The 22,006-nt window shown below is 64.4% G+C and carries 13 protein-coding genes; 4 read left to right on the top strand and 9 right to left on the bottom strand.

The genetic code is table 11. The annotated features are described in order from the left end of the window. The first annotated feature begins 48 nt into the window (after positions 1 to 48). The 3 genes from OKW28_RS40900 (at position 49) to OKW28_RS40890 (ending at position 4,581) form a co-directional block, all read left to right on the top strand. Entirely contained in the window at positions 49 to 1,179 is a 1,131-nt protein-coding gene (locus tag OKW28_RS40900) for an alginate lyase family protein (protein WP_429453848.1), read from the top strand. Between the two features lie 29 nt (positions 1,180 to 1,208). Then, positions 1,209 to 2,597, top strand: coding sequence for an L-serine ammonia-lyase (locus OKW28_RS40895; RefSeq protein ID WP_090802417.1), 1,389 nt, complete (start codon positions 1,209 to 1,211; stop codon positions 2,595 to 2,597). A gap of 238 nt (positions 2,598 to 2,835) precedes the next feature. After that, on the top strand, positions 2,836 to 4,581 hold the full coding sequence (locus OKW28_RS40890) for a thiamine pyrophosphate-binding protein (RefSeq protein ID WP_429453846.1): 1,746 nt from the start codon (positions 2,836 to 2,838) through the stop codon (positions 4,579 to 4,581). A gap of 95 nt (positions 4,582 to 4,676) precedes the next feature. Here the strand turns inward: OKW28_RS40890 and OKW28_RS40885 are convergent, their stop codons facing one another. From OKW28_RS40885 to hemE, 6 genes are all read right to left on the bottom strand, one after another. Beyond that, on the bottom strand, positions 4,677 to 5,825 hold the full coding sequence (locus OKW28_RS40885) for a branched-chain amino acid ABC transporter substrate-binding protein (protein WP_429453844.1): 1,149 nt from the start codon (positions 5,823 to 5,825) through the stop codon (positions 4,677 to 4,679). 87 nt (positions 5,826 to 5,912) lie between these two features. Then, positions 5,913 to 9,851, bottom strand: a complete 3,939-nt coding sequence (gene putA / locus OKW28_RS40880) for a trifunctional transcriptional regulator/proline dehydrogenase/L-glutamate gamma-semialdehyde dehydrogenase (protein ID WP_429453842.1) — start codon at positions 9,849 to 9,851, stop codon at positions 5,913 to 5,915. A 598-nt stretch (positions 9,852 to 10,449) separates the two neighbouring features. After that, on the bottom strand, positions 10,450 to 10,623 hold the full coding sequence (locus OKW28_RS40875) for a hypothetical protein (RefSeq protein WP_429453840.1): 174 nt from the start codon (positions 10,621 to 10,623) through the stop codon (positions 10,450 to 10,452). 109 nt (positions 10,624 to 10,732) lie between these two features. Then, positions 10,733 to 12,163 carry a YeiH family protein gene (locus OKW28_RS40870; RefSeq protein ID WP_429453838.1) on the bottom strand — a complete coding sequence of 477 codons (1,431 nt, stop codon included), beginning with the start codon at positions 12,161 to 12,163 and terminating at the stop codon, positions 10,733 to 10,735. A 169-nt stretch (positions 12,164 to 12,332) separates the two neighbouring features. After that, positions 12,333 to 14,570, bottom strand: a complete 2,238-nt coding sequence (locus tag OKW28_RS40865; protein WP_429453837.1) for a primosomal protein N' — start codon at positions 14,568 to 14,570, stop codon at positions 12,333 to 12,335. Positions 14,571 to 15,044: 474 nt separating this feature from the next. Beyond that, a complete protein-coding gene (hemE, locus tag OKW28_RS40860; protein ID WP_429453835.1) occupies positions 15,045 to 16,145 on the bottom strand; it encodes a uroporphyrinogen decarboxylase in 1,101 nt (366 codons plus the stop codon). Positions 16,146 to 16,439: 294 nt separating this feature from the next. Between hemE and OKW28_RS40855 the strand changes: the two genes are divergently transcribed. Beyond that, positions 16,440 to 17,231, top strand: coding sequence for a transporter substrate-binding domain-containing protein (locus OKW28_RS40855; RefSeq protein WP_429453833.1), 792 nt, complete (start codon positions 16,440 to 16,442; stop codon positions 17,229 to 17,231). A gap of 790 nt (positions 17,232 to 18,021) precedes the next feature. Here the strand turns inward: OKW28_RS40855 and OKW28_RS40850 are convergent. The 3 genes from OKW28_RS40850 to atpD all read right to left on the bottom strand — a co-directional run bounded on the left by OKW28_RS40850 (position 18,022) and on the right by atpD (position 21,965). Next, complete coding sequence (locus OKW28_RS40850) at positions 18,022 to 19,752, bottom strand: AMP-binding protein (protein WP_429453831.1); 1,731 nt, start codon at positions 19,750 to 19,752, stop codon at positions 18,022 to 18,024. Positions 19,753 to 19,986: 234 nt separating this feature from the next. Continuing rightward, positions 19,987 to 20,412, bottom strand: a complete 426-nt coding sequence (locus tag OKW28_RS40845; protein WP_008917918.1) for a F0F1 ATP synthase subunit epsilon — start codon at positions 20,410 to 20,412, stop codon at positions 19,987 to 19,989. A gap of 158 nt (positions 20,413 to 20,570) precedes the next feature. Further along, the gene (gene atpD, locus OKW28_RS40840; RefSeq protein ID WP_090802401.1) at positions 20,571 to 21,965 is read right to left on the bottom strand and encodes a F0F1 ATP synthase subunit beta; all 1,395 of its coding nucleotides are present in this window, start codon (positions 21,963 to 21,965) and stop codon (positions 20,571 to 20,573) included. Positions 21,966 to 22,006: the final 41 nt, after the last annotated feature.

Here is a 22,006-nt window from a genome sequence, read left to right as displayed (position 1 = left end):
GCAACCGGCTAACATCACACACCGAATCAGCCTAACGAGGAGTTTCGCATGGCGCGAAAGGTGCGATTGATGCAAAGCCGGGCCGCGGCGGCAGGCGTCCGTCCGTGGCGGCCCGCTTACGCGGTACTGCTGGCCGCAGCGGCCGCGTTGCTGCCGCTGCGCGCGGCGCAGGCCGCGATGAATTTCTGCGCGGCGCCGGCGCTGCAAACGAGCGAGCGCACCAATGCCGACCCCGGCGTCAAGGCGCTCGTCGCCAACGTGCAGGCACATCTGAACGAGCAGCCCCATGCGCTCGCCAAATTGCACACCGAGGGCACGCTGCCGCACGAGGGCATCTACGATCAGAGCGTCGAAGCGGAGAAGGATCTCGACCTGCTGCGCGACGCCGCGCTCGCGTGGCGCGCGACCAGCGACGACCGCTTCCTGAAGCTCGTCGACCGTCTGCTGTACGCGTGGGTCACGACCTATCAGCCGAGCTTCGATCCGATCGACGAAACGCGTTTCGAAGGTCTGATCCTCGCGTACGACATGACCGCGAGCGCGTTGCCCGTCAAAACGCGCAACGCGGCGATGGCGTTTCTGACGAAGCTCGCGAACGGCTACATCGCGCAGATCGACGCGCAGCCGCGGCCGCTCACGGGCACGTTCCGCAACAATTGGCAAAGCCACCGCATCAAGCTGATCGCGATGGCGGCATTCACGCTCGACAACCGCAAGATGATCAACGCCGCGCAGCGGCTGTTTGTAGAGCATATCGGCGACAACATCGCCCCGGACGGCTCGACGATCGACTTCGGCGAGCGCGATGCGCTGCACTACGTGACCTACGATCTGCAACCGCTGGTGACGGCCGCGCTCGCCGCGCGCCGCCACAACCGCAACTGGCTGCAAGAAAAGGGCGCGAACGGCGCGACGCTGCTCGCCGCGCTGGATTGGCTCGTGCCGTTTGCTACCGGCGGTCAGACGCATGAGGAATTCGTGCATTCGAACGTCGCGTTCGATGCCAAACGTCGCGAGGCCGGCTTGCCCGGCTATTCGGGTCAGTGGGATCCGAAGAACGCGACGGAACTGTTTCACCTGGCGGCCCGTCTCGATGGACGCTTTACGCCAGTCGCGCTGCAGCTCGCACCGACGCCGCCCGCGTGGCTCGCCGTGTGCTTGCCGCTGCCGGCGCGCTAAACTCTTTATCTATAGGCAGGGAGCAGTACATGGCAGTCAGCGTCTTCGATCTCTTCAAAATCGGCATTGGTCCGTCGAGCTCGCATACGGTCGGGCCGATGCGCGCGGCGCTGATGTTCGTCCAGGGACTCGAGCGCGACGGGCTGCTCGCTTCCACTGCATCGGTGAAAGCGGAGCTGTACGGCTCGCTCGGCGCGACCGGCAAGGGACACGGCACCGATCGCGGCGTCATGCTGGGCCTGATGGGCGACGCGCCCGACACCGTCGATCCCGAGACGATCGCGCAACGGCTCGAAGCAGTGCGCACGTCGCGCCAACTCGCGCTGCTCGGCACGCACGAGGTGCCCTTCGTGCAGAAAGAGCACATCGCGTTTTATCGTCAGGCGCTGCCCGAGCATCCGAACGGCCTGAAGCTGTTCGCCTTCGATGCGCAAGGGGCAACGCTGCGCGAGTCGACCTATCTGTCGGTCGGCGGCGGCTTCGTCGTGACGGCCGGCGCACCGAACACGAAGGTATTGAGCGCCGTCGATCAGCTTCCGCATTCGTTCCGTACCGGCAACGAATTGCTCGCGCTGTGTGCGGCGAGCGGCAAGAGCATCGCGCAGCTGATGTGGGAAAACGAGCGCGTCTGGCACAGCGAGGAAGAGACGCGCGCGGGTCTGCTGAAGATCTGGGACGTGATGCAATCATGCGTCGCGCGCGGATGCGGCATCAACAATCCCGATGCCGATGGTCACTTGCCCGGACCTTTCCAGGTGAAGCGGCGCGCGCCGCAGCTCTATCGCGCGTTGACGGGCAACCCTGAGCGCGCGTTGCAGGATCCGCTGTCCATGGTCGACTGGATCAACCTGTACGCAATCGCCGTCAACGAAGAGAACGCGGCGGGCGGGCGCGTCGTAACCGCGCCGACCAATGGCGCGGCCGGCATCATTCCGGCGGTGCTGCATTACTACACGCGCTTCATGCCGGGCGCGAACGAGCAGGGCGTGATCGACTTCCTGATGACGGCCGCCGCGATCGGCATCCTGTACAAGCTGAATGCGTCGATCTCCGGTGCGGAGGTAGGCTGTCAGGGTGAAGTCGGCGTCGCATGCTCGATGGCCGCGGGCGCGCTGGCCGCCGTGATGGGCGGCACGCCGAAGCAGGTCGAGAACGCCGCGGAAATCGGCATGGAGCACAACCTCGGGCTCACCTGCGATCCGGTCGGCGGCATGGTGCAGATTCCGTGCATCGAGCGCAATGCGATGGCATCGGTGAAGGCGGTCAATGCCGCACGCATGGCGTTGCGCGGCGACGGCAGCCACTACGTGTCGCTCGATTCGGTGATCAAGACGATGCGCGAAACCGGCGCGGACATGAAGACCAAGTACAAGGAAACGTCGCGCGGCGGACTCGCGGTAAATATCGTCGAGTGTTGAGTCGTTGAGCGCGGCATTCAATTGCGTGCGATCGCATCGGAAAAGCGCGGGCCTTGCGGCTCGCGTTTTCATTTGCGCGATCGTGTTGCGCGCACGCCGATCGAACAGTTGCGCTGCGCCATGACAGCGCCCACGTGCTCGGCGTAAGCTGTCGAAGCGCCCATCGGCCGCTGTTGCACGTTCCGCCGATGCGGCTCCATCCCAACGCACCCACGCACTGCCAGGAGGCTTCTTCGCAATGTCGCTGCCGAATGCTCCCGCTTCCAATCCCGCTTCCAATTCCGTTATCGCTTCCCATACCGCACGCACGACCGGCGCGCGCCTCGTCGTCGATGCGTTGCTCACACACGGCGTCGAGCGCGTGTTCTGCGTCCCCGGCGAAAGCTTTCTCGCCGTGCTCGATTCGCTGCACGACGAAACCGGGCGCATCCAGACGATCGTCTGCCGTCACGAAGCCGCGGCCGCGAACATGGCCGAAGCGCTCGGCAAGCTGACCGGCCGCCCGGGTGTCGCACTCGTCACGCGCGGGCCGGGCGCGACGCATGCGTCGATCGGCGTTCATACTGCGTTCCAGGACTCCACGCCGATGATTCTGCTGATCGGTCAGTGCGCGCGCGAACATCTCGATCGCGAGGCCTTTCAGGAGATCGACTACCGGCGCATGTTCGGTCAGATGGCGAAGTGGGTCGCGCAGATCGACGACCCGAAGCGCATCCCCGAATATCTGAGCCATGCGTTTCATACGGCCACCTCAGGGAGGCCCGGGCCGGTCGTGCTGGCGCTGCCCGAAGACTTGCTGAGCGACGCCTGCGACGCGGTAACTGGCGCACCCGCTTATCACCGCGTGGCGGCGTCGCCATCGGCCGCGCAGATCGCGAAGCTGCGCGAGTTGCTCGAAGGCGCGCAACGGCCGATGGTGATCGCCGGCGGCAGCGGCTGGACAGAGGCCGCATGCGCGGACCTGCAGCGTTTCATCGAAAACTGGCAGTTGCCGATTGGCCTCGCGTTCCGCTTCCAGGACACCTTCGACAACGAGCATCCGAACTACGCGGGCGACGTCGGTCTCGGCATCAATCCGGCGCTCGCTCAGCGCATTCGCGATGCGGACTTGCTGCTCGCGCTCGGCCCGCGCCTCGGCGAAGCGACGACCAACGGCTACACGCTGTTCGACATCCCGAAGACGAAGCAGACGCTCGTGCACGTGCATCAGGGCGCGGAAGAACTGGGCCGCGTATATGCGGCCGATCTGCCGATCGTCTCGGGCATGCCTGAGCTTGCGGCGATGCTTGCGGAACTGAAACCGTCGTCGTCCGGCAGGCTCGCCTGGGCGGGTGCCGCTGAAGAAGCGCATCGCGCGTATCTGGATTGGCGCAAGCCGCGCCCAATTCCCGGCGACGTGCAGATGGGCGAAGTGATCCAGCAGTTACGCGCCCACTTGCCCGACGACGCGATCCTCACGAACGGCGCGGGCAATTACGCGACGTGGCTGCATCGGCATTTCTCGTATCGGCACTTCCGTTCCCAGCTCGCGCCGACGAGCGGCGCGATGGGCTACGGCGTGCCGGCGGCGCTCGCGGCAAAGTCGCTGTATCCACAGCGCGCGGTGGTCGCGCTCGCCGGCGACGGCTGCTTCATGATGGCCGCGCAGGAGCTCGCGACAGCGATGCAGTACGACCTGCGCGTGCTGTTCATCGTCGTCAACAACAGCCAATTCGGGACGATCCGCATGCATCAGGAGCGACACTATCCGCATCGCGTGCATGGCACCGGCCTCACGAATCCGGACTTCGCGGCATTCGCGCGATCGTTCGGCGCGCATGGCGAAACCGTTGAACGTACCGGGGATTTTCTGCCGGCGTTGCAACGCGCGATCGAATCGCAGCTGCCGGCCGTGATCGATATTCGCATGCCGCAGGAAGCGAGCACGCCCGCGGCGACGCTCGAGATGATTCGTGAGCAGGGGAGGAAGATGCGCGGGCAGTGAAAATCGCCACGTGGCCTGACAGCGTGTCGAATGCGCCGCCCATAAAAAAACCCCGCCAGAGCGGGGTTTTCTATCAACCGTAGTCAGCAAAAAACTTACTTGCCGCCCACGCTTTGCAGCGTCGTCCACTTGCCATCGACGACCTTGTACAGCGTGATACCGCCGTTCTTCAGATCGCCGCGCGCGTCGTATGCGAGGTTGGCCGACGTCACGGCCGGCTTCGACGTCTTGGCGAGCACCGGCAGGTACTTGGCAGGATCGGTCGAGTTCGCGTTCTTCATCGCGGTGAACATCGCCATCGCGCCGTCGAACGCGTACGGCGAGTACGTTTGCACGTCTTCGTTGAAGCGCGCCTTGTACTTCTCGACGTATGCCTTGCCGCCCGGCATTTCTTCGAGCGGCAAACCGGCGAGCGAAGCCACCGTGCCGTTCGCCGCATCGCCGGCGAGCTTGATGAAGGTCGGCGTGTGGACCATTTCGCCGCCCATCAGCGGCGCCTTCACGCCGAGCTGCTTCATCTGCTTGACCATCGGTGCTGCTTGCGAATCCGCGCCGCCGTAATAGATCAGATCCGGGTTCGACGACTTCAGTTTGGTCAGGATCGACTTGAAGTCGACGGCCTTGTCGTTCGTGTATTCACGATCGACGATCGTCGCGCCTGCCGCCTTCGCAGCTTTCTCGAACTGATCCGCAAGACCCTGGCCGTAAGCGGTGCGATCGTCGACGATCGCGATCTTCTTCATGCCGAGGTTCTTCACCGCGAACGTGCCAGCGACCGAGCCTTGCTGCGTGTCGGACGTCATCATGCGGAAGGTGGTCTTGAAGCCCTGCTGCGTGTATTCCGGCGCGGTCGCCATTGCGATCTGCGGAATGCCCGCGTTCGCGTAGATGCGCGAGGCCGGAATCGTCGTGCCCGAGTTGAAGTGGCCCAGCATGCCCTTGATGCCGTCATCCACGAGCTTTTGCGCGACCGTCGTGCCGGTGCGCGGGTCGGCCTGGTCGTCGGCCGAGTCGAGCACGATGTGAACCTGCTTGCCGCCGATCACCGGCTTCGTCGCGTTGAACTCTTCGACCGCGAGCGTGATGCCGTTCTGGAAGTCCTTGCCATAGTGCGCCTGTGCGCCCGTCATCGGACCGGCGAAACCGATCTTCACGTCTTCCGTCGATTGAGCGTTGGCCGTCCCCGCCAGCGACATGGCGGCAACCAGAGCTGCGCCTGCCAGCTGTTTCATTTTGTGTTGCATAGCTTCTCCTTGATACCAGGTGTGGATGAAGCGGTGTCGGGGTCGCCGTGCCGCTTCCTTTCTATTGAATAAATCGCCGAGGTTCGCTCAACCGATCGTCATCAAATTCGCATTGCCTCCTGCCGCCGCGGTATTCACGCTGACCGAGCGCTCGGTGAGCAGACGCTCGAGCGCGTAGTCCTCGTCGCCGCTCGCGAGCGCACGGGCCGCGACGCCCTGCACCGACACGATCGGCCCCGCGCGCTTCGCGACCTCCTTCACGAGCGCAAGCAGCTCATCGCTGTCGCCTTCGAACAGCACGGCGTCGAACGGCGCGTCGGCGCTCTTCTTCACGCTCGCGTGGGCCTTCAGCGACGCCGGCAATTGCGAAACCAATTGTTCACCGGCCGCGCCCTCGAACAACGCACGATTTCCCGTAGCCAGCGCCGCCGCGAACTGCACGCGCGCGCCGCTCGCCGTCGACGCGATACACAGCACCGTGCCGCGCGGGCCCAGCGTGTACGTATTGCGCTCGCCGGTCGGCCCCGACAGTACCGCGGTCGCGCCCGCCGGCACATGCGACAGATAGCCGTCGCAACGCGCGGCAAGCTGCGGCTCGCGCTCGGCGATCAGCCAGTCGCGCAACGCGATCAGCGCGGCCGCCGGATTGTCGCCCTGTTGTGCAGCCTGCGCCGCCTGCGGTACTTCGACCACCAGCGCCTGCGCGAGCGACTTCGGCAAACCAGCCGGACGCGTTGCGAGCAGACGCTGCAGATATAACGCACCGCCGGCTTTCGGCCCCGTACCCGACAGTCCTTCGCCACCGAACGGCTGCACCCCGACCACCGCGCCGATCACGTTGCGGTTCACGTAGATGTTGCCTACGTGTGCGCGGCTGATCACGTGCGCGATCGTTTCGTCGATGCGCGTGTGGATGCCGAGCGTCAAACCGTAACCCGTCGCGCGAATCTGTTCGAGCAGCTTGTCGAGCTGGCTGCGGCGATAGCGCACCACGTGCAGCACCGGACCGAACACTTCGCGCTTCAGCTCGTCGATGCTGTCGAGCTCGATCAGCGTCGGCGGCACGAAAGTACCCTGCGTCGCGCCCTCCGGCAGCGGCAGTTGCTCGACCTTGCGGCCCTTGTCGCGCATCGCCGCGATGTGGGCGTCGATGCCGCGCTTCGCGTCCAGGTCGATCACCGGGCCGACGTCGGTCGACAGCCGGTCCGGGTTGCCGAGCGCGAGCTCGCGCATCGCGCCCGTCAGCATTTCGAGCGTGCGGTCCGCGACATCGTCCTGCAAACAAAGAACGCGCAACGCCGAACACCGTTGACCGGCGGAGTCGAAAGACGACTGCAGCACGTCGGCGACGACCTGCTCGGCGAGCGCCGACGAGTCGACGATCATCGCGTTCTGGCCGCCGGTTTCGGCGATCAGCGGAATCGGCTTGCCATCCGGATCGAGTCGGCCGGACAGCGTCTTGTTGATCAGACGCGCGACTTCGGTCGAGCCGGTAAACATCACCGCACGCGTGCGCGGATCGGCGACCAGCGCGGCTCCGACCGTCTCGCCATTGCCCGGCAGCAGTTGCACCGCGCCCGCCGGCACACCCGCTTCGCGCAGAATTCGCACCGCTTGAGCTGCGATCAGCGGCGTCTGCTCGGCCGGTTTCGCGAGCACCGTGTTGCCGGCCGCGAGCGCGGCGGCCACCTGGCCCATGAAAATCGCCAGCGGGAAATTCCACGGGCTGATACAGACCACCGGACCCAGCGGCCGATGCGTGTCGTTCGAAAACTCGTCACGGATCTGCGTCGAGTAGTAGCGCAGGAAGTCGATCGCCTCGCGGATTTCCGCGACCGCGTTGGCGAGCGATTTGCCCGCTTCGCGCACCACGAGGCCCATTAGCGTGTGCATCTGCGCTTCGAGCAGATCCGCGGCACGCGCGAGGCAATCCGCGCGCGCCTCGACTGGCGTCGCCTGCCAGATCGGCGCGGCGGCCACCGCATGGCCGAGCGCGGCGCTCACGTGCTCCGCCGTCGCTTCGACGACCGTGCCGACGAGATCACGCTGGTCGGCCGGGTTGCGCACGTCACGCCCGGTGCCGACCGCGATCTGGTTGTCTTCGAGCATTGGCGCGGCGCGCCACGGATGATGCGCGCTCGCGAGCAGCGCCGACGACAGCGACGCGAGCCGATGCTCGTTCGACAGATCGAAGCCCATCGAATTGAGCCGTTCCGCGCCATACAGATTGCGCGGCAGCGGAATGCGCGCGTGCGGCGCGCCGAGCGGCGCGATTCTCGACGCTTCCTCGACCGGATCGGCGACCAGGTCCTTGATCGCGACGGATTCGTCGGCGATGCGGTTCACGAACGACGTGTTCGCGCCGTTCTCGAGCAGCCGGCGCACGAGGTACGCGAGCAGCGTCTCATGCGTACCGACCGGTGCGTACACGCGGCACGGACGGTTCAGCTTGTCGCGGCCGGTGACTTCTTCGTAGAGCTGCTCGCCCATGCCGTGCAGGCACTGGAACTCGTACTGGCCGGGGTAGTAGTTGTTGCCTGCGAGTTGATAGATCGCCGACAGCGTGTGCGCGTTGTGCGTCGCGAACTGCGGATAGACGGCATCGGGCGCGCCGAGCAGTTTCTTCGCGCAGGCGAGGTACGACACGTCGGTGTAGACCTTGCGCGTGTAGACCGGATAGCCTTCGAGGCCGTCAACCTGCGCGCGCTTGATTTCCGTATCCCAGTACGCGCCCTTCACGAGCCGCACCATGACACGGTGGCGGCTGCGGCGCGCCAGATCGATCAGGTAGTCGATCACGAACGGGCAGCGCTTCTGATACGCCTGCACGACGAAGCCGATGCCGTTCCAGCCTTGCAGCTCCGGATCGAAGCACAGCGCTTCGAGCAGGTCGAGCGAGAGTTCGAGGCGGTCGGCTTCTTCGGCGTCGATATTGAGGCCGATGTCGTAGCGGCGCGCAAGGATCGCGAGCGAACGCACGCGCGGCAGCAGCTCGCTCATCGTGCGTTCCTGCTGCGCGCGCGAGTAGCGCGGATGCAGCGCCGACAGCTTGATCGAGATGCCGGGGCCCTCGTAGATGCCGCGGCCGCCCGCGGCCTTGCCGATCGCGTGGATCGCCTGCTCGTACGACGCGTAGTAGCGCTGCGCGTCGGCCTCGGTGGTGGCCGCTTCGCCGAGCATGTCGTACGAATAGCGGAAACCGCGCGCCTCGTACTTGCGGCTGTTCGCAAGCGCTTCGGAAATGTTCTCGCCGGTCACGAACTGCTCGCCCATCAGGCGCATCGCCATGTCGACGCCCTTGCGGATCAGCGGCTCGCCGCCCTTGCCGATCAGGCGCGTGAGCGCCGACGACAGGCTCGTCTCGCTATTGGTCGTCACCAGCTTGCCGGTGATCATCAGGCCCCAGGTCGCCGCGTTGACGAACAGCGACGGCGCCTGGCCGACGTGCGATTTCCAGTCGCCCTTGCTGATTTTGTCGCGGATCAGCGCGTCGCGGGTCGCGCGGTCGGGAATGCGCAGCAGCGCCTCGGCGAGGCACATCAGTGCGACGCCTTCCTGGCTCGACAGCGAAAATTCGTGGATCAGCCCTTCGACGCCGCCGCCCTTGCTCTTCGAGCGCAGCGTTTCGACGAGCTTGGCGGCCATCGCCTGCACGTCGCCGGCGAGGTTGGCCGGCAGACGCGCCTGGCCGAGCAGGAACGGCACGCACTCGGGTTCAGGGCGGCGATATGCGGCGGTGATCGCCGCGCGCAGCACCGACTGCGGTTGCACGTTCTGCGCAAAATCGAGAAACGGATGGGATGCGCCGTCTTCCTCATTCTCGACCGCCGCGCCGTCGGCGAGATCGGCCGTCCCGGTCGCGCCTGACAGTTCGGGCGGCAACTGGCCGTGCTCGATCTTTTCGAGGTAGGCGAAAATCGCCTGCTTGATCAACCAGTGCGGGGTGCGCTCGAGGCGGGTGGCGGCATCTTTGAGCCGGGAACGCAGGAGGTCGTCGACCTTGACGCCAAGGGTGGTGCTGGCCATGTTTCCTTCTCTGATACCGGGCGCGAGCCTGGCGAAAGACTAAAAGTTGGGCGAATCGTACGCCTCCAAATAAAAAGGTGCAACCAAATCGGCAGGTTGGTTGCACCCCGTCGGAAGCCTTATGGAACATGGGTTTCCGGGCGGAGACCGACAGTCGGACCGGGGCGTTTTCGATCGGTACTTTCCCTGGCGTGATTATTTTTGAAATAAGCCTTATCAAACGACTTCGCGCGCCGATATACAGAAGCACGATGACGGACGGCCCGAAACGTCGGTTTCAGGGCACACAGAAAAGATAAACGGGGTTCCCGAAGGTTGGTGTGATGGAAAAGTGGCTGGTAATACTGGGCATCTGGGCGATGTGCGCGGCCTGTGCGGTGTTTTTCATTCGAGGCGCGACAAGGGGCCCGAATCGGCGCGAAGAGGAGCGCAAGCGTGCGAGCGCGGCCTCGCGTGGATCGGCGGGCAATACGCGAAACGCGCTGAACGACTGAGATCAGGAGAGAGCGCGCAACGGCTCATGAAGCCGGATGCGCGCGAGTGCGGGGATTCGCGACCGGATTGGCACGGGGATTTGCGCCTGAAGTTCGCTGTTGGATCAGCTCGGCCCGAGCGACGGCGCAACCGGCTCGAACCGCGCACAGACATCGCCGGGCGATACCAACTGGTCATGCAGACGACACAGTCGGCTATCGGCGACGCTCGCGCCGAACCCTGAACTGAACACGGCAAGCCCCGGGATACGCTGCTCGAGCGCATCCCGTTCGCTCACGCGATGCCGGCATCCGGCGCAGCAGGGCGCGTCCGCCGCGCTGCTGCGCTCTACGGTGCCTATGTATGGCGCAGCGCCGGCGCCACGATCCATCGAAATCTTCACGGCGTTATCCGAGGCTGTTCCAGTACGACGCGAACACGTGTGCGGACAGCGCGTAACCGATCGCGATATTGACCACCACGCCCGCAGTGAACGCGAGGAACGGCTTCAGACCGGTCGCGGCAAGCGAGCGGAAGCGCGTCGTCAGACCGATGCTCAGGAAGCAGAAGGTGAACGCCCACGTGCGCAGCACCGTGATCGGCGCGACGAACTCCGGCGTGACGACCTTACGGTAATCAGCGAGTGAATAATGGCTCGCGATCCACGTGACCAACGCCGACGCGATCACGAAGCCGATCACGAACTTGGGGAACCGCGCCCAGATCTCACCGGCATTCGCGCGCGCGGCGACGCCGCTGTCCTGCGCTTCCCAGCGCGTCGTCGCGACGATTGCGAGCACGAACGCCCAGATGCCGATCCAGATGTCGCGGCCGACCACCTTCATCAGCGTGAAGGCCTGCAACGACGCTTCCGGCGCGCCGGCGATCGCGCCGCCCGCGTGGCGCGCGAAATCGCCATAGGCCTGGGCAGCGGCGATGCCCGCGGCGTCGGCGAATTCGGAGGTGCCGATCCAGGCGCCGGCGACGGCCGTCGGCAGTCCGAGCGAGCGCGACGCGAACGGCAGCACGAAGATCATCACGATCGCCCACAGCACGACCAGCGTGATCGCGACCGACGCCTGCTCGCGTTTCGCCCGTACCGCGCCGGCAATCGCGATCGCCGCCGACACGCCGCACACCGCGCCGCCGACACCGAGCACGGCGGCAAAGCGTCGATCGAGTCCGAATGCTCGCGCAACGAGAAAGATCACGAAGAACGTCACCAATGACACGATGCTCGCCTGGACGACCGCGACCGGACCGGCCCACACGAGCAGCGTGAACGGCAGCGTCGCGCCGAGCAGCACGATACCGACCTTGATGTAAAACTCGACGCGCAGCCCGGCCGCGAGCCACTCCGGCAGCGTGAACAGGTTCGACACGAGCAGCCCGAGCGCGAGCGCGACGAGCGGCGGCTCGAGGTTGTACCTGGACGCGTCGACCCATGCGCCGAGCGTCAGAATCAGCGCGGAAGCGACGAATACGACGATGAACGCGGCGAGAAACGCGCCGACGCGCTGCCGGAGCAGGGCGACGCTCGCGCCGAACAGCACCGCGAATGTCGCGAATAGCGCGAGGTAGTTGGGTAGATGCTTGCCGATGTCCTGCGCGGCCTGCGCGACGCTCGACCATTTGGCCGGCGCGACCGCGAGCCACCTGATGCTGCTGCCCGACGCGAACAGCGCCCACGCGATCACGATCACGAGCAGGCCGACGCCAGCGGCGAGCCAGTCTTCGGTCAGCGAAAAGCCGCTGCCTCGTGCGGTTTGCGCGTCTTGTGTACCTTGCCGCTGACCCGGCGCGGCGCCCTCCGGCACGGTGTGATGGGTGTCGCTCATTGCAGATGCCCCGAGAAAGTTGAGTGGCATCGGCGCGAAGTTATTGTCGTTTAGCCCCAAAATGCACCGATTTGGCGACTATAGGCGAGCGGGATCGCAAAGCGAAACGATCATTCGCTCTATGGATATGACTCAAAGAAGTATGGCGGGCGCCATCTGGCCCGTGGCGTCAGATGTCGAGCGGATCGACTTCGAGGTTCCAGCGCAGCACGCCCTTGAGCGCGCGCAACAGTGGCTGCCACGCGCGCAGCGTAGCCTGCAGCGCCGCGCGCGATGCGCTTTCGATCAGCAGCTGCGCGCGATGCACGTGCATCACCTTGACGATCGTGAGCGGCACTGCGTCGTAGACGGTGACGCGCTCGGCGGCAGGAATCCGCGCAAGTTCGGCGGCGGCCTGGTGCAGAAACGCGAGCGCGGCTTCGAGCGTGCGGCCTTCGGCGCGCAACAGCGCCTGGTAGACGAACGGCGGCAGGTGCGCGTCGCGTCGCTCGGCGAGCGTCGCATTGGCGAAGCCGACGTAGTCATGACGGCACAGCGCGTGATACAGCGCGTGACGCGGATAGCGCGTCTGCACCAGCACTTCGCCCGGCAGACCGGCGCGGCCCGCGCGGCCGCTCACCTGCATCAGCTGCGCGAACAGGCGCTCGCTCGCGCGGAAATCATGCGAAAACAGCGCGGTATCGGCGTTCAGCACGCCAACCAGTGACACGCGCTGGAAATCGTGTCCCTTCGCGATCATCTGCGTGCCGACCAGAATATCGACCTCGCCCGCGTGCACGTCCGAGAACAACGCCTGCGCGCTGCCCTTGCGGCGCGTGCTGTCGGCGTCGATACGCAGCACACGGGCGCCCGGCACCGCGCTCGCAAGCGTTTCCTCGACGCGCTGCGTGCCGCGCCCGAGCGGTGCGATATCGACGTTGCCGCACTCCGGGCACGAACGCGGGATACGAGACTCCCAGCCGCAGTGATGGCAGCGCAGTGCGCGCTCGGGCTTGTGCAGCACGACGTAGGCGCTGCAGCGCGGACAACCGGCCACCCAGCCGCACGCGTCGCAGGCGAGTTGCGGCGCGTAGCCACGGCGGTTGAGGAACACGAGGCTCTGCTCGCCGCGTTCGAGCCGCGCCTTCATCGCGGCGATCAACGGGCCCGACAAACCTTCGATCGATGCCCGCCCGCGCCGGCGCTCGTCTTCGAGATCGATGAGACGCACGCTCGGCAGTGCGGCCTCGGCGACGGCGCGGCGCGACAGCGTGAGCCGCTCGTAGCGGCCCTGATCTGCCTGCCACCAGCTCTCGAGCGACGGCGTCGCCGAGCCAAGCACGACCGGCACGCCGAGTTGCTTCGCCCGATAGATCGCGAGATCGCGCGCCGAATAGCGCAAGCCTTCCTGCTGCTTGTAGGCCGGATCGTGCTCCTCGTCGACGACGATGATCGCCAGCCGCGGCAGCGACGCGAGCACCGCGAGCCGCGTGCCGAGCACGATGCGCGCGCGGCCGGTATGCGCGGCGAACCAGTTGCGGGCGCGCTCGCCTTCGGCGAGGCCGCTATGCAGCGTGACGATCGCGCTGGCGTCGAGCGCGGCGAAGCGGGCGCGGAACGCCGCCTCGAACTGCGGCGTCAGGTTGATTTCCGGTACCAGCACGAGCGCTTGCGCATCGGGCTTGCCGGCCAGAATCGCGGCGAGCGCGCGCAGATACACCTCGGTCTTGCCGCTGCCCGTCACCCCGTGCAGCAGGAACGGCGCGAAGCCGTGGGCGTCGCGGATCGCTTCGACCGCACTCGTCTGTTCGTCAGTGAGGGTTGGCAGGGCAGGCGCGGGCATGTTCGGCAGCGACGCGGCGGCGGGCACCGCGGCGGCGTCGATCACATCGAGCGTGACCCAGCCTGCCGTCTGCCATGTGTCGAGTGTCGCCAGCGCCTTCGGATGCAGCGCGCGGGCGTCGGCAGCGAGGAGGAAGTCGGCTCGAGCGAGCGCTTGCGCGAGCGCTCGGAGCGCCGTCGCGCGGGCGGGCAAAGCGTCAGGCAATACCGTGCGGCCCTCGGCCGTCAACCGATAGCGCTCTTCCGGCGCGAACAGCCGCGACCAGCGCGACGCGTCGCGCAGCGCCTGCGGCAGCCCCGGCAGCGCCACTTCGCCGAGACCGCGCTGATAGTAGTCCGCGGCGAATGCGGCGAGCGCGAGCCAATGTGCCGACACCGGCGGACACGCCGTGCAGACCTGATCCACATCACGCAGGCGCTCGGCCGGCACGTCGCTGTGAGCGGTCACTTCGCAAACGAGCCCCACCACGTGCCGCTTGCCAAACGGAACGCTGACGAGCGTGCCCACGACAGCCGCCGCAGAGATGTCGCAGCGGTAGTCGAACAGGGTCGGCAGCGGATGGTCGAGCGCGACGCGGACGAACATTTCGTTCACTCGGCGTGGCGCTGAGGATGAGCCGGCACGAGGCCAACTCGCGGCGCGGGGTGGGTCGCACGGGACGCGAAGCCGTAGAAGTTAAAGTAAAACCTTAATTTCACCGCTAAGTTTTGGATTCGACTGAACAATTGCGCTCGGCTCGCGGCCCTGTGGATAACTTTGTTGAGAACTTCGCTTCGACGGGCCGCAAACGGCGCCGCGACGGCCTTGTGTGGGATTCCGCACATTTCATCACGCGCGCCGCAAACCCTTGCCGGACAAGGCTCAGATCAAATGCGCCGAGTATGTGCAAGGGTCGGGGCACGATTAAAGTCTCTACCGCGCCGCAGCGTGCGAAGTGTGCATAAGTCAGCTCTTGACTTTCGTAAGACCACCATCTGGCGGCCTATTCGCGGAGCTGTGGTCCTTAGGGCGAGAGCCCAATTCGCTGCAGCGCAACAAGAAACGGTAATGATTACACTCTCACGCGGGCCCATGTGCACCACTACGAATAGCGCGGCTGTGACGATGCACTTCGTCGACCAGTTCAGCAACATGCTCTGGCGGCGTGAACTGTGAAATGCCGTGACCCAGATTGAAAACGTGGCCGGGATGATTGCCGAAACTGTCGAGCACCGCGCGCGCTTCCATGCGGATCGCGGCAGGCGGCGCAAACAGCACCGACGGATCGATGTTGCCCTGAAGCGCCACCTTGCCACCGACACGTTCGCGCGCCTTGCCGAGGTTCACGGTCCAGTCGAGGCCCACCGCGTCGACGCCGCTCGCGGCGATGTCGTCGAGCCACAAGCCGCCCCCCTTCGTGAACGCGATTACGGGCACTTTTTCGCCGTCGTGTTCGCGCTTCAGCTGACTGACCACCTGCTCGATGTAGCGCAGCGAAAAGCGCTGATAGATGCCATCGGCGAGCGCTCCGCCCCATGTGTCGAAAATCATCACCGCTTGCGCGCCAGCTTCGATCTGCGCGTTCAGATATGCCGCGACCGAGCGCGCGTTGACCTCGAGAATCCGCTGCAGCAGATCGGGACGCGCGTACAGCATCGATTTGACGGTGCGAAAGTCCGCCGAGCCGCCGCCTTCCACCATGTAGCACGCGAGCGTCCACGGGCTGCCTGAGAAGCCGATCAGAGGCACGCGCTGGCGACCTTGCGCGTCCTTCAGCGCCGAGCGGATTTCACGCACGGCGTCGGTCACGTAGCGCAGTGTCGCGTCGATGTCGGGCACCGCGAGGCGCGCGACGTCGTCTTCGGTGCGCACCGGACGGGCAAATCTCGGCCCTTCGCCGTTGACGAACTCGAGACCGAGGCCCATCGCGTCGGGCACGGTCAGGATGTCGGAGAACAGGATCGCGGCGTCGAGCGGATAGCGATCGAGGGGCTGCAAGGTGACTTCCGTCGCGAAAGCCGGGTTCTTCGCGAGACCGAGGAAACTGCCCGCGCGGCCGCGCGTGGCGTTGTATTCCGGCAGATAGCGGCCAGCCTGCCGCATCAGCCAGATTGGTGTGTAGTCGGTGGGCTGGCGCAGCAGCGCGCGCAGAAAAGTGTCGTTCAGGAGTTGATGGGTCACGTTGCGTGCGACTGAAGAGCTGAGGGCAAAGGAGCATTTTACCGGAGGCGGCTTCGGACATCGCGCGTCGCGGGGTAATGAATGTTGCGACGGCGCGTCGAGGGAAGCGGGCGGGAAGCAGCTCGGACGCACCTCGATCAGCGACCGGCCGCCACTGCCCGCACTGGTCAGGGTCGGTGTCTTCCGCTGCCCGGGTCGCCCTGGCTGAACGGCCGATGTTCAAGCCCGCGCTGCCAAGCTACTATCCGACAGCTTTACCGATGAATTACACACTACACACCACCAGGAGACTCGATGAAGAAGGCAGCACTCGCAATGCTCGGCGCGCTCGCCGGCGTCCTGATGCACGTCGGCGTAGCCAGCGCGCAAAACGCCGCGCCCGCGCCGTCCAGGCTCGACGACATCATCAGCCGCGGCACGCTGCGCGCTTGCACTACCGGCGACTACAAGCCGTATTCGTTCTACAAGGGCGATGGCCAGTTCGAGGGCATCGATATCGACATGGCTGAATCGCTCGCGAAGTCGCTCGGCGTGAAGGTCGAGTTCGTCAAGACGTCGTGGTCGAACCTGATGAACGACTTCGTCGCAAAGTGCGACATCGGCATTGGCGGTGTGTCGCCGACGCTCGAGCGCCAGAAGCATGCGTTCTTCACACAGGCTTACATGATCGACGGCAAAACGCCGATCGTCCGTTGCGACGACGTCAACAAATATCAGACGGTCGCACAGATCGATCAACCGTCCACACGAGTGATCGTCAATCCGGGGGGCACCAACGAGAAGTTCGCGAAGCAATACTTCACACACGCAAACGTGACCGTTTATCCGGACAACGTGACGATCTTCAAGCAGATCCTCGCGGGCAAGGCGGATGTGATGGTGACGGATGCGTCGGAAACGCTGCTGCAGCAGAAACTCAATCCCGGCCTCTGCTCGGTGCATCCGGACAAGCCGTTCCAGTACGGCGAGAAGGCCTGGTTGCTACCGCGCGGGGATGTCGCGTTCCAGCAATACGTCGATCAGTGGCTGCATCTCGCTCGAGCGACCGACGAGTATCAGGCCATCTCGGACAAGTGGTTGAAGTAAGCCGACCGTGTCCGTTGGAGGCTGTCAGCTGCTGACTGATTGCGAGGGCGGCCTGCCAGGCCTGAAGATTTGGTGCCGGCGATGATGTAACGAAGCGCGACGTCGTCGGGTCGAGGGCGCAGCGATACGCCCCTTTTTAACACACAACCTAGGCGGATTCGCTTTGCCGCATCGCTTCACAAGTTTTCGTCTAATCGAGACGTATTTCGGGGCAGGGTCACAGCGCTTGTTCCGCAGGAAATTCGTCGCTCGAAAGCTGCAGACGCAACCATTTCACGCTGATTAGTGACCCCATTTCTACTGCACTATGCGTCGTGAATGGCATCAATCATGCGTATTAAATTGCGGCATAGTCATCGGTAATAACTACGTTTTAAAGGTTTCATTTTGGTAATAAATCCCGCAGCGCCTTATCTGGCGGGCGTTACAACCTGAAACACTTTGTTACCGCGTTCATAGGGTAATTCGCCCACAATGCCCTCAACGGTTTCAACACGGATGTGGCTGTGTGCGTGGTGTGAGCGGATACGATGCACTTGCCGGTCGGCGCTTGCCGAAGCCCTGTAAAGGGGCATCCCTGCTGGGGCCGTCATCGACGCAGGGTCGTCGAGATAACCGTCCCATCTTTGGTCTCCTCGCGCTAACCCCGTAGCGTGTGGTTTTTAGCGGGCTCCAGGCCCGCTTTTTTTTCGCCTGCTCAAACGTTTGCGCGCGACGAATCCTCGCCGCGCAACTCCTGTTCTACCGCACCTATTTGGCATATTTGGCTGCGCAGCGTGCTGCGGCGGCGTCATGCCGTCTTGTCCTCTCTGAGTTTCAACTCGCCGATCATCCGTTCGCGCATCACGAATTTTTGCACCTTGCCGGTCACGGTCATCGGCAGTTCATCGACGAAGCGGATATATCGCGGCACCTTGTAGTGCGCAATCTGTCCCCGGCAGAACTGCTGGATTTCTTCTGCCGTCGCCTGTTCGCCGGTCCGCAGCACGATCCACGCGCATACTTCTTCGCCATACCTGGTATCGGGCACGCCGAACACCTGCACGCTCTGGATCTTCGGGTGACGGAACAGAAACTCCTCGATCTCGCGCGGATAGATGTTTTCTCCCCCGCGAATCAGCATGTCCTTCAGCCGGCCAACGATGTTGCAATAGCCTTCGGCGTCGAGCGTCGCCAGGTCGCCCGTGTGCATCCAGCCGTCGACGATACTCTCGTGCGTCTTCGCTTCTTCCCCCCAGTAACCGAGCATCACCGAGTAGCCGCGCGTGCATAGCTCGCCCGTTTCGCCGACCGGCACGATATTGCCGAGCGGATCGACGATTTTCACTTCGAGATGCGGCTGGATGCGCCCGACTGTCGTCGTACGCTTGTCGAGCGGATCGGTCGTCGAGCTCTGGAACGAAACTGGGCTGGTTTCCGTCATGCCGTAGGCGATCGTGATCTCGCTCAGGTGCATCTTCGAGACGACCTTCTTCATCGTCTCGATCGGGCACGGCGAGCCCGCCATGATGCCGGTGCGCAGCCGCGAGAAGTCGTACGCGGCGAAGGTCGGATGGTCGAGTTCTGCGATGAACATCGTCGGGACGCCGTGCAGCGCGGTGCATTTTTCCTCCGCGGTCGCGGTGAGTGTCGCGGCCGGATCGAAGCCCTCGCCCGGAAACACCATGTTCGCCCCGACCGACACGCACGCGAGCACCGCCAGTACCATCCCGAAGCAGTGGTACAGCGGCACTGGAATGCACAGGCCGTCCTGCTCGCTGAGCCGCATCGCCATCGCGATATAGCGCGCGTTGTTCACGACGTTGCGATGCGTCAGCGTCGCGCCCTTCGGATTGCCCGTCGTGCCGCTCGTGAACTGGATGTTGATCGGCTCCCGGCACGACAGCGTCGCGCCAATCGCATCGAGCCGAGTGGCGTCGAACGACGCACGGCCACGCTCGATCACGTCGGAAAAGCTCAGCATGCCTGGCGTCTCCGTGTCGCACATGCGGATCACGTAGCGCAGTTCCGGCAGCCGCGCGGCATGCAGTTCGCCCGGCGGCTGCGTCGGCAATTCGGGCGCGAGTTCCTGCAGCATCTCGAGGTACATCGACGTCTTGAAGCGCTCGGCGGTGATGATCGCCTTGCAACCGGCCTTGTTCAGCGCGTATTCGAGTTCCGCGAGCCGGTAGGCAGGATTGATGTTGACGAGGATCGCGCCGATACGCGCGGTCGCGAACTGCGTCAGCAGCCACTCGACGCGGTTCGGCGACCAGATGCCGACGCGATCGCCCTTCGCGATGCCGAGTGCAAGCAGGCCGGACGCAAGCACATCCACTTCCTGCGCGAATTCGCTCCACGTCCAACGTATGCGCTGCTCCCGAAACACCACGGCCGGCCGGTCGGGAAAGCGCGCCGCGGTGTCGCGCAGAAGCTCGCCGACGGTCGCTTCGCTCAACGGATTTTCAGTCGATCCGCGCACATACGACAGTCCATCCGCGGGTTCGACGAGCGCACCTTCTCCCGAGCTATGCGTTGCCATGGTGTTGTCTCCGTGAGCGCAAGCGCGCTCGATTGAAATGAATTTGAAATCGATTGTGCACCGGCGCGTATCCGGCCGGCATCAAGTCTTACCCGCACCGCGTCGCATCGACCGCGGCGAGCGGCGACCGTCCGTTCCTCCATTCTCGTGGATTTTGCCGACCTTTACGTAAACGTCAACTAGCTGTCAAAAAAAAGCAGCCGCGCAGGCTGCTTTCTTCTACTACGTGCTGCTTTAGTGCTGGCCGCGCAGCTTGCGCAGACGCTGGATTGCCGCGAGTTGCGCCGTCGCGTACGCGAGTTCCGCCTGTGCGGTCGCGTACTCGAGGTTCGAGCCCGTGTTCTGCAACGCCTCTTCCGCACGCTTGCGTGCGTCTTCGGCCTTGGCTTCGTCGAGATCCTTGCCGCGGATCGCGGTGTCGGCGAGAACCGTCACTGCACCCGGTTGGACTTCGAGGATGCCGCCGGCGACGAACACAAACTCTTCTTCGCCGTTTTCAACTTCGATGCGCACCGCACCCGGACGGATCCGCGTGATGAGCGGCGTGTGGCCCGGCAGAATGCCGAGTTCACCCGCTTCGCCTGGCAGCGCGACGAACTTCGCCTGGCCCGAGAAGATTTCCTCTTCCGCGCTGACGACGTCTACTTTAATGGTTGCCATATGTGTCGACTCCTGTCGACGAGAGTTAGCGCTTTAGCGCTGACTCCCGTCCCATACAAGGCGGGTTGAGCGTAATCAGAGACGCTGGCTTTGCGCAACACTACCGTTTTGGCAGCCGTGATGTGCGAGGTCGGCGCCCGCTTCGTTACACCCGACCTTTACTGGATCTTCTTGGCTTTTTCGAAGGCTTCGTCGATCGTGCCGACCATGTAGAACGCTTGCTCCGGCAGGTGGTCGCACTCGCCTTCGACGATCATCTTGAAGCCACGGATCGTTTCCTTCAGCGGCACGTACTTGCCCGGCGAACCCGTGAACACTTCAGCGACGTGGAACGGCTGCGACAGGAAACGCTGAATCTTACGAGCGCGCGCGACGGCGAGCTTGTCTTCCGGCGCGAGTTCGTCCATGCCCAGAATCGCGATAATGTCGCGCAGTTCCTTATAGCGCTGCAGCGTTTGCTGCACGCCGCGCGTGATCGAGTAGTGCTCTTCGCCGATCACGTGTGGGTCGATCTGACGCGAGGTCGAATCGAGCGGGTCCACCGCGGGGTAGATACCGAGCGAAGCGATGTCACGCGACAGCACGACGGTTGCGTCGAGGTGGCCGAAGGTCGTAGCCGGCGACGGGTCGGTCAAGTCGTCTGCAGGGACGTACACGGCCTGCACCGACGTGATCGAACCAGTCTTGGTCGACGTAATACGCTCTTGCAACTTACCCATTTCTTCAGCCAGCGTCGGCTGATAGCCCACTGCCGACGGCATACGGCCCAGCAGTGCCGACACTTCGGTACCGGCCAGCGTGAAACGGTAGATGTTGTCGACGAAGAACAGCACGTCGAGGCCTTCGTCACGGAAGTGCTCGGCCATCGTCAGGCCGGTCAGCGCGACGCGCAGACGGTTGCCCGGCGGCTCGTTCATCTGGCCGTACACCAGCGCGACCTTGTCGAGAACGTTCGAGTCCTTCATTTCATGATAGAAGTCGTTCCCTTCGCGGGTACGCTCGCCCACACCGGCGAACACCGAGTAACCGCCGTGTTCCTTCGCGATGTTGTTGATCAGTTCCATCATGTTCACGGTCTTGCCCACGCCGGCGCCACCGAACAGACCCACCTTACCGCCCTTCGCGAACGGGCAGATCAGGTCGATAACCTTGATGCCGGTTTCGAGCAGCTCGGTCGACGGCGACAGTTGGTCGAACGCCGGAGCCTTCTGGTGGATCGCACGCGTGGTTTCGCTCGAGATCGGGCCGGCTTCGTCGATCGGACGGCCAAGCACGTCCATGATACGGCCGAGGGTCGGCTTGCCGACCGGCACGCTGATCGGGTTGCCCGTGTTCTTCACGATCGTGCCGCGGCGCAGACCATCCGAAGCACCCAGACAGATGGTACGGACCACGCCGTCGCCCAGCTGCTGCTGGACTTCGAGCGTCAGTTCCGAACCTTCCAGAATGAGCGCGTCGTAGATCTTCGGCATGGTTTCACGCGGAAATTCCACGTCGATCACCGCGCCGATGCACTGTACGATCTTGCCTTCTACCAAAGCAGTAGTACTCATCGCTTTTCCTTTAGATACTCAATTCTTCACTCGCGCAAAGG

The organism is Paraburkholderia sp. 40, from assembly GCF_050434105.1.
Taxonomy (GTDB): domain Bacteria; phylum Pseudomonadota; class Gammaproteobacteria; order Burkholderiales; family Burkholderiaceae; genus Paraburkholderia; species Paraburkholderia tuberum.
This window is presented reverse-complemented; position numbering and strand designations above follow the sequence as displayed.

What these genes read in the sequence shown, in the direction of transcription:
- OKW28_RS40900 (WP_429453848.1), top strand. Translation starts at nt 49, where the DNA reads ATGGCGCGAAAGGTGCGATTGATGCAAAGCCGGGCCGCGGCGGCAGGC.
- OKW28_RS40895 (WP_090802417.1), top strand. Translation starts at nt 1,209, where the DNA reads ATGGCAGTCAGCGTCTTCGATCTCTTCAAAATCGGCATTGGTCCGTCG.
- OKW28_RS40890 (WP_429453846.1), top strand. Translation starts at nt 2,836, where the DNA reads ATGTCGCTGCCGAATGCTCCCGCTTCCAATCCCGCTTCCAATTCCGTT.
- OKW28_RS40885 (WP_429453844.1), bottom strand. Translation starts at nt 5,825, where the DNA reads ATGCAACACAAAATGAAACAGCTGGCAGGCGCAGCTCTGGTTGCCGCC.
- putA (WP_429453842.1), bottom strand. Translation starts at nt 9,851, where the DNA reads ATGGCCAGCACCACCCTTGGCGTCAAGGTCGACGACCTCCTGCGTTCC.
- OKW28_RS40870 (WP_429453838.1), bottom strand. Translation starts at nt 12,163, where the DNA reads ATGAGCGACACCCATCACACCGTGCCGGAGGGCGCCGCGCCGGGTCAG.
- OKW28_RS40865 (WP_429453837.1), bottom strand. Translation starts at nt 14,570, where the DNA reads ATGTTCGTCCGCGTCGCGCTCGACCATCCGCTGCCGACCCTGTTCGAC.
- OKW28_RS40855 (WP_429453833.1), top strand. Translation starts at nt 16,440, where the DNA reads ATGAAGAAGGCAGCACTCGCAATGCTCGGCGCGCTCGCCGGCGTCCTG.
- OKW28_RS40850 (WP_429453831.1), bottom strand. Translation starts at nt 19,752, where the DNA reads ATGGCAACGCATAGCTCGGGAGAAGGTGCGCTCGTCGAACCCGCGGAT.
- OKW28_RS40845 (WP_008917918.1), bottom strand. Translation starts at nt 20,412, where the DNA reads ATGGCAACCATTAAAGTAGACGTCGTCAGCGCGGAAGAGGAAATCTTC.
- atpD (WP_090802401.1), bottom strand. Translation starts at nt 21,965, where the DNA reads ATGAGTACTACTGCTTTGGTAGAAGGCAAGATCGTACAGTGCATCGGC.